Genomic DNA, 8,840 nt, shown 5'->3' with positions numbered 1-8,840 from the left:
AATTCTGATAATGAGTTGCTCTTTTTTTTGTTTGTGAATATTTAGTGCTGAATTTTAAATAGAGATTAAGTTCTTACCTACAAAATCAAAAATAATCACAATTTTACAGCCTAAAAAACACGTTCTTAATAATTACCTATATTTGCTTGTTTTTAAAGAAATTTGTAAGGTTTTTTATAGTATACATACACTTGTTTATATGCGATAGATTTAATATAAAAAAAGCTATCCGACTGAGGAATCGGATAGCTTCTCAATAAAGTAATAAGTAGAAACGAATTAATCTTTAGGTCCTTTGTGGTATTTCCCTTGGAAAACACAGTTTTCGCCATATAAACGTTCTGTAGCTTTGCTTAATTGAGTTGCAGCTCTACCACTTTTAATGTCTCCACCTTTGATGTTGAAAACCATCATTAGTCCGTAGCAACCCTCAAGGTTATAATAAGCTGACCAATCAGAACTATTCAATCCCCAATTAGCTTCTATAGAATACATTCCATATTTTTCATTAGGTAAGCCTGCATACGAACCATGATTTTCAAAATAGTTAGCCCAGCTGTAATCTAAGTAATCTTTGGCGCTTTTACCCCATTCATCTACATCATCTGATGAAAGACTATGCCCGTAGTCATAAAGTGTAAGGAGTTTATCAGGCATTACTTCTTTCATTGCTCTCATAAACCAAAGTATCGACTTATTACCTACAGTTGGTTTTTCGGGGAATTTGTAGTAATCAGCGTATTCTTCGTCTATATCAAAGCCGTCAATACCTAATTTATCAGCGTAGGTCTTACATTCTTTAGCAAAATCAACCGCTTCTTGATAGTTCTGGAAGTTAAAATATCCTACCCCTTGGTGATTAGGCAATATGGTCATCAATACCTTTATACCTCTATCTTTCAATGGTTTGATGTATTTATTAGGGTCTTTTACAATAGGCTGAAGCTTATCGTTAAAGTGCAATACTCGTTTGCCCTGTTTTACATCATAATTCATATTAGGAGCAAAAGCTATGACAATATCAAAAATAGGTTTTTTGCTATTTTCTAGCACAAATTGCCCCATATTACGAATATCCCAATCGTTAGTTTCTACATAAGCCACCATTTTCATAGGCTCGGTACGATTAGGGCAGTTATAACTATCAGGAGGGAGAGGTTTTTTTGAAGTACTGCTAAGTGCTACATAGTCAGCATCTCTATGTACTTTTATGATATGAAAACCTTCTTTAGTACCCATTTTCACTTTCAAAGGCAACATATAATCTCCTTGTGCCAAAGCATTATAGTTTTTAATGGTAATCTTAGCTTCAGCTTCGGTAGCACCTGCCGCATAGCTATTTCCTTCAAAAGTATAGTTAGCTTGTGGTAAAAGAGTGTAGTCTTTAGTCCCTTTAAAAGTATTGTAGTTAGCCACTACTTTGCTTAATTCTAATTCATTTAGAGCCAATGTCCCACCTTCGGTAACTTTTTCGCTTGTTTTTGCCACGAAGTTGAATACTCCATTTTGGTAAATTTCAGTTTCACTACCAGAAGGGTTAGCTTTGTTGTATAGCTGTATGTCTCCCTCTACCGCTGCTTTATTTTCAGGTGCTGGTAGGGTTATTTTATCGTCTTTTTCGCAAGAAGATAATGCAACACTCAATAGTGTTCCTAATACTATATATTTTGCTTTCATATTATTCCCCTATTTTAACGTTTTTGCTTTCGTTATGAATGGTTATATCTAGCCTACCATTCTTATTTTTTTGTCCGCGAAGGATAAGCTCACGCCCATTGCCCGATACATCAGGAATTTTGTTATTTTCCACCTTATTCATCTTCCAATAAGCGTACAAACCTTCGGCATTGGTAGCCACGTCGTACATATTGTCTTTTATTTGTGCAGCACTACGAGCCACTTTCCAAAGGCGTAATTCACTGAAGTGTGCAGCAATACCCCTATCGCCGTTGTAGCTTCTACCAATGTAAAATTCGCCTAACCTACCATTTTTAGCAAATTCGTCTACTTTTTCACCATTGATGTAAGCTATTGTTTTATTACCATTTACTACCAAAGCTACGTGATACCACTTATTAACAGCAAAGTTTACAGCAAGTTCTGTTCCTGCTCCATTTGTTTGTAGTCTATTTGAAGGATTTCCTGTATCGCCAAAACGAAGCAATGTTCCTCCTTCAGTACCCATAAAGGTAGAAATAAAGGCTTGTCCAGAGTTCTCACTAAAATTTTGAACATTAATAAGTCCTTCCAAAGTAAAAGTATTTCCTATATCATCAGCAGAAGAACCATTCTTATCAATAGCAAAATATTCATCGGGAGTTATCACAAATGTTTGATTGATTTGTCCCTTTACTTTAGTTAAGCGAACCAAGAGTGTTTGCGCATTAGAGCTCACAGCAGCTCCACTTACGCTTGTTAGGCGTAAGGCAAGCATATAAGGAGTATTGTCCTCCAAATCAGCTGCTACACGTAATTTGAGCACTCCTTTTTCACTAATTGTATTCCCTGATTTTATAGGTAATACGTTATTGTATGCCACATATTGCGAAGGCAACACTTTGTAGGAAGTGCCAAAAGTTTCGTTATATTTAGTTACCTGCGCATTATCCAAAGACAAATAAGCTTGCTTATCCTCTTTATTTTGCTTGAATAACTGTACTTGGTAGTTAATTAGTTTTTCGGTACCTACTTCGCTTGCTCCTGCTGAAATAGAAGTGGGTGATGAAAACTCAACCGCTTTATCCCCAAGCATCAACGAAGCTGTTTGGGCAAGTTTTTCTCCTCCTGGCACATCTTCTTCAGGCGCGCACCCCACAAGGGCAAGCAACGCCGTCATTGCTATAAAATATCTTTTCATTATATGCTATTTTTTATTGTTTTTGTACTTCACTGATTATCTTCCTCAAATTCTTGTAAGTAACCTTACCCGATTGATTGTAATAATCCTTTTCTATATGGTATAAAGCAACTCCCCCTTTGTTAGCCGCCTTCCATTTAATAATTTCTGTAGTTCGTGGTAAGCGTCCGTCTTTACCATCAGGAGCAAAGAGTTCACTATCGGTAAAACCAGCATCATTGCTATCTTCAGAAAGGTCGGCAGAAGGTAAATAACGCACATTTGCCCATTGAGCAGCCTGTAACGTAAAACTCTTCAAAAGTTCATTGTTTTTCTTTCTATATACCACCCAGTTAGGTGTTACGCTAAGGGTAGAGGCTTGTTCATAAGGATTTTCATATACAAGCAATAAATCTCCTTTAGCTTTAGCAACTTCGGTAAGTACCGTATTAAACGATGTTGCCGAAAAGAACTCACTTGCAGCTTGAGGAAACTCTATACTTACCCCGTTGAAACCATTAGCTTTAGCAATAGCAACCGCATCAGTTGCTTGTTTGCTAAGTACTTCGGCAGTAGTAGTGTTAATACCTGTAAAATCTACTCCTATAAGTACTTTAGTTGCCTTTTGGCTTTGTACGCTGCTCAAGTCATTTTTAAGGGCACCATTTATAGCGTTATAGTTATCTTTTACGATTACTATATCAAGGCTATCAGGCATATTCATCAGGATAGCACCAGCTTCTTTACCCCAATTGTAGAGTGCCCCCATTGTAACTTGTCGGCTGCTTAAGTTGGCTTTATATTGTGCAAGTGCCTGAGTATTTACAGAGCGTTGAGGCGTTTCCACTTGCATAGGTTCCCCTTCGGTACAAGCCACTACAGCCAATAACGAAGCAAATATCATTATCTTTTTCATACGAATATAATTTTAGTTATCGGTTTTATCTTCTCACCCACCAAAGGTCAGTTCCTGCGTTATCAGCACCACCAAGGAAACCTATCGCAGCATTGCGGTTCGCACCATTTTTCACAACTTCTTCTGTTGAGAAAGGCAAACGTCTAAAGCCTCCTTGGTCTTTACCATTAGCAGCACGTGTAAGGTCGGCTACAGTACCACCACTGATGTTTAGCGGTGGCAAAAGATTTGGATACCCTGTTCTACGCCATTCAGCCCAAGCTTCGTGTGAATTGTATGGGTACATTGCTATCCATTTTTGAGTGATAATCTTAGCTAATTTTTGTTCATCAGTAGCACTGTTTTCCCATTTTACAGTAATAGGTGATGAAAAACTAGCATTATAAGCCGCTTGTTTCACATCGTTGTGGTCTCCTCGCGTACTTGTATTACTTAAATAACTTCCCAAAGCTACATTATGTTGTGCAAATGACAATTCTATACCTTTTCGGTACAAGTTTTCAGCAGTATCGCCTACAAATGTCCATCCTTTAAGCGCCATTTCAGCTTTTATAAAAGCCACTTCTGAAGCTGTTATCCACACCACAGGCGTTTCTTTAGTAAGATTAGGCAATGAATATTCAGCAATATCTGCACGTACAGAGTTGATTCCTGAACGCATCCCGAAGTATTGCTCATTAGCGTTACGTGTAGCTACTTTAGTAAAGTATTTTTCCCTGCGAGGGTCAGAAAAAGCGTTCATATAATCCACTATATCAGCTCCCGCACGTGAGTCACCCCAGTCTACCGCCATTTTAAAGGCAGGATTATCCTTAGTAGCTATTTGGGCATTATCAGCATTCTCAGTAATAACACCATTTTGTAAGGCAAACTGAGCATATTCTTTCGCTTGTGCCTCATTCACATCACTCATACGAATAGAAAGGCGCAATAGCAATGAGTTTGCATATTTCCCCCATTGTTGCATATTACCTCCATACACAAGGTCGTAGTCAGCATAAAGTCTATCAGCAGCATCTATAGTTTTTAAGGTATTAATAGCAGCTTTTAGGTCTTCACACATGTTTTTGTAAAGTACGTCCTGACGATCATAAGGCACTTGTTGCTTTCCTTCCTCCATTTGCGAATAAGGTAGTGGCCCATAACTATCGGTAAGCCAATGCGTGATAGCCACGCGCAATACTGTAGCCCAAGCAAAGTTATACTTGTTCATATCGCCTTGGGTATATCTCTTTATGGCAAAATATGTAGGGTATAGATGTTTGGCATAAGTATCGTCAAACACATAGTTAGTCCAGCCCACACGAGGTTTATATACAGGGTAATCGCTTTGAAACTTAGGTTGCGCAGCATAGCCCGAAAAAGGCGTAGCAACCAAGTCAAAACACATTTGGTATGAGTTCTCTTGCAAAGGCACTACCAAGCGTTGCAAGTTTACAAGCTCATTACCTCCTTGTGGTACTCTACTAAGCTCTTCTGCTGTAGCCCCATAAGGATTACGATTATAAATTTCAAAATCTTTTGTACAGGCCGTAGCTATAAGGGCAAGTACAGGTATGATATATTTTTTCATTCTTCTGTTCAATTAAAAGTTAGCTTTTATATTGAAACCATAGCTTCTAGTGCTTGGCATCATAAAGTAGTCTAATCCTTGTGAATAGTTAGCAGTTGAAGCTACAGATTCAGGGTCAAATGGCGCTTTACAGTAAAGCAATGCCAAGTTACGACCCACCAAAGAAAGTGTAACGTCCATCTTGTTGTTTATAAACTTACGTGGCAAGCGGTATGACACATAAGCCTCTTGTAAACGGAAGTTGGTAGCCGAATAGGTGTAATACATCGCTGTTTTTTGCTTACCGCGTTCGCTGTAGTAGCTTTGTGGCGATACGTTCAAGCCGTTTATATTTACACCTCCTGCATCGCGTGCTTCTGCTGAAGTTTTTGACACCCCGTATTGGTCGAGAGAAGCCTGAGTAAGTGATACAGCTATCCCTCCTATGCGTCCTGCAAACATAGCTCCAAAACCTATATTGCCATAAGTAAAGTCGTTACGCCAACCTAAATTGTACTTAGGCAATACACTACCCAATTTTACGTAGTTTTCTACTTTATCAAATTGCTGAACGGTTACATTCCCATTGTGATCTACCAATACATTTCCATTGGCATCACGTTTAAAGTCGTTATTAGCATAAATATCACCCAAAGTACCTCCTTTTTTCAAAATAAAGTCAGCACCTCCTATACCTCCTTTTTTAAGGTAAGATACACTTTCGCGTTGTCCTGTTATAGGGTTGATGTAATTTTCAGCCAAATTCATTATCTCATTTTGATTGTAACTCATTGTGAAATAAGTGTTCCAGTTAAAGTTTTCTTTTAGTTTTAGGTCATAGCCCAAGCCTAATTCCACACCTCGGTTACGTACGTCCCCTGTTTGCAAATACAAACCATCATAACCGGTCGAAGCTGGTACTTCAGCCTTTATGGTTTGGTTGTAAGTATTAGTTTGATAAGCCGTAACATCAAGAGTCAATGCGTTTTTTAGCCATTTAGTAGCAAGCCCCACTTCATATGAGTTGGTACGCTCAGGGAAAAGCTCACCTATAGGGAAGTGTGTCGTTACTCTCCAAGTTTTACTTTGTTCATTGAAAGTATAAGTAGGTGAAGTTAATTCTCTATCAAAAGGCGAACCTACCGAGCTGAATGCCAAACGCATTTTTGCAAATGAAAGTGTTTTATATAGCTGCTCTTTCTTTTCTGCGGAAAGTAAATCAGTAAGTATACCAGAGAGACCCACAGAAGGATAGAAGAAAGAAGATTGTGGTGAATTTGCCAATTGTGAAGCCCAGTCGTTACGTCCTGTAAGAGTAAGGTACAACCAGTGATCATAACCTACTTCCAAGCTACCAAAAATAGACTGAGTTTGGTCGTGATATCCATTTTGCCCTCCACTAGTAGTTTGAGCCGATTGGTCTATGTTAAAGGCATTAAACTTGTTAGGGATACCATTTCGGCGCAAAGGTCCCTCGTATTTCATCATATCGTATTGCGTATCTTGCAACGAAGCACCTAAGTTAGCGGTTAGCGAAAAGTCTTTTTCATTCCATTTAAAGTTTTTGTTCAAATTGGTAAGCACATCAAGGTAAGTTTGCTTTTCATAACCTCTTGCAAAGCCAAAGTAACCTGTTTTGCTTCCCACAATAGTTGCCAAAGTAGAAGCATAACGTTTATCGGTATTAGTAATATGCGTGTTATCAGTACGCATACGTGCTGTAATATCCCATTTCTCAGCTTTATTCCATTTTATAAGGTCAAGCGTAGCACCCAATGACAACAAATAACGATCGCGTTTTACTTCACGCAAGTTGCGATAAGCTATCCAATAAGGATTTTGCATAGAATGGTCACCTGTAAAGTTACCTGTAAAAGTACCATCAGGACCCGCTGCAAAGTCGCCCCACACTTGTTCGTAAATATGTGTTGTAGCGTTGTAACGCTCAAAGTTCTTGGCATTTTGTAATCCATAGCCACGAGGCATCAAATAAGCCGATACTAAAGGGTTCATATATTCCCCTTGGTTGATCATATTCAAGTTATTCTGACTGATGTAATTAGCCGATGCATCTATACGCAAACGGTCTTTCCAAAGCTGACTCGAATTGCGTATTGTGAAGTTATAACGATTGTATTTGTTATTAGGTACTATACCTTCAGCATTAGTAGAAGCTGCTGAAAAATATGTTTGGTTTTTTTCAGTACCACCTGAAAGAGCTACCGAATTGGTAAGTGTAATAGCGGTTTTGAAGAAGTCGCGTACATTGTACTTTTCAGCATTTTCCGACAATTTATTCCCCCAAGAATACACACTGCCATCGCTGCCGTAAGTGTTTTGAAATTCAGGTAATAATAGAGGACTTGAAAACTCTGTGTTAGATGATAATTGCACCTCTGTTTTACCTTCTTTACCTTTTTTAGTAGTGATTAGAATGGCACCATTAGCGGCAGAAGAACCGTAAAGTGCTGCTGCTGAAGCTCCGGTAAGTACGGTCATACTCTCGATGTCATCGGGGTTGATATCGGCTATACTTTCAGTTGAACCTGAAGATTGAAAACGATCTTTCCCTTGTGTTGCTGTAAGTGATATCATAGGTACTCCATCTACTACATAAAGTGCATTATTGCTCTTTTCTATAGATTTAGCTCCACGCATTACCACACGGGCTGCACCCCCTACTCCTGATGAACTGCGGTTAATGGTAACCCCAGCTACCTTCCCAGCCAACGCGTTTACAAAGTTGGCGTCTTTCACTTTAGTAAGCTCTTCAGAGTTTACTTGTTGCACATTGTAACTCAAGGCTTTTTGCTCACGTTTAATACCAAGCGCTGTAACCACCATTTCTGTTAGTTGTTGCGCTTCTTCCATAAGAACGATGTTTAGCACCAAGCTACTTTTGTTACCTGCCACCTTCTTTTGTTGTGAAGCATAACCCAATGAGCTAAATTCAAGTACTTCATTAGCTTGTACCTGAATTTCATACTTCCCATCAAAATCGGTAGATACACCTCGTGTAGTACCTTTTACTACTACACTCACACTAGGTAATGGCATTCCGTCATTCCCTTTAACGGTACCTGTTACCTTCGTCTGTGCTGTTATACTACCGCAAAACAGCATACAGACAATCATAAGCATTGATAAGTTAATTTTCATACTGTGATGATAATTTTAGTTTTTAATTTTTCGTTGCAAAATTAATAACTTCTTAACAAATGTCCAAGTTTTTTACTAATTATTTTTGCATAAAATTAACGGTTGTAACATAAAACTAATGTAATCAATCAAATACAAAATAAAAACGAAACAAAAAAAAACAATTCTAAATACCCCCTAAACTCAATTTTCAGTCCAATAATCACCTCATAACTCAGCCCAATTCGTACCAATCTAATTTCCACTTAATAGCCTTAACAATGAGTATAATCCATCAAAATAAAAACACAACTGCACCACACACTTGAGGCTGTCCGAAAAGTCTTTAAAAGTACTACTTCGGCACCCCCCCCTTTTGAAGGAAGTCCGCGAGCTGG

5 protein-coding genes are annotated in these 8,840 nt (G+C 38.4%); all 5 read right to left on the bottom strand.

Annotated elements, in window-relative coordinates:
• Positions 1-279 precede the first annotated feature (279 nt).
• The 5 genes from HMPREF9075_RS02820 to HMPREF9075_RS02800 are packed head-to-tail and all read right to left on the bottom strand — an operon-like array spanning position 280 to position 8,463.
• Positions 280-1,677 carry a BT_3987 domain-containing protein gene (locus HMPREF9075_RS02820; protein WP_009414964.1) on the bottom strand — a complete coding sequence of 466 codons (1,398 nt, stop codon included), beginning with the start codon at positions 1,675-1,677 and terminating at the stop codon, positions 280-282.
• 1 nt (position 1,678) lies between these two features.
• Positions 1,679-2,857 (bottom strand): DUF1735 and LamG domain-containing protein, encoded by a 1,179-nt coding sequence (locus HMPREF9075_RS02815; protein WP_009414963.1) that lies wholly within the window; start codon positions 2,855-2,857, stop codon positions 1,679-1,681.
• A gap of 13 nt (positions 2,858-2,870) precedes the next feature.
• Positions 2,871-3,752, bottom strand: coding sequence for a glycoside hydrolase family 18 (locus tag HMPREF9075_RS02810; protein WP_009414962.1), 882 nt, complete (start codon positions 3,750-3,752; stop codon positions 2,871-2,873).
• 25 nt (positions 3,753-3,777) lie between these two features.
• Positions 3,778-5,325 (bottom strand): SusD/RagB family nutrient-binding outer membrane lipoprotein, encoded by a 1,548-nt coding sequence (locus HMPREF9075_RS02805; RefSeq protein WP_009414961.1) that lies wholly within the window; start codon positions 5,323-5,325, stop codon positions 3,778-3,780.
• 12 nt (positions 5,326-5,337) lie between these two features.
• Complete coding sequence (locus HMPREF9075_RS02800; protein ID WP_009414960.1) at positions 5,338-8,463, bottom strand: SusC/RagA family TonB-linked outer membrane protein; 3,126 nt, start codon at positions 8,461-8,463, stop codon at positions 5,338-5,340.
• Positions 8,464-8,840 lie beyond the last annotated feature (377 nt).

It is taken from the genome of Capnocytophaga sp. oral taxon 332 str. F0381 (assembly GCF_000318275.2).
GTDB lineage: Bacteria > Bacteroidota > Bacteroidia > Flavobacteriales > Flavobacteriaceae > Capnocytophaga > Capnocytophaga bilenii.
The sequence above is the reverse complement of the archived record's forward strand: the minus strand, read 5'-3'. Positions and strand labels throughout refer to the sequence as shown.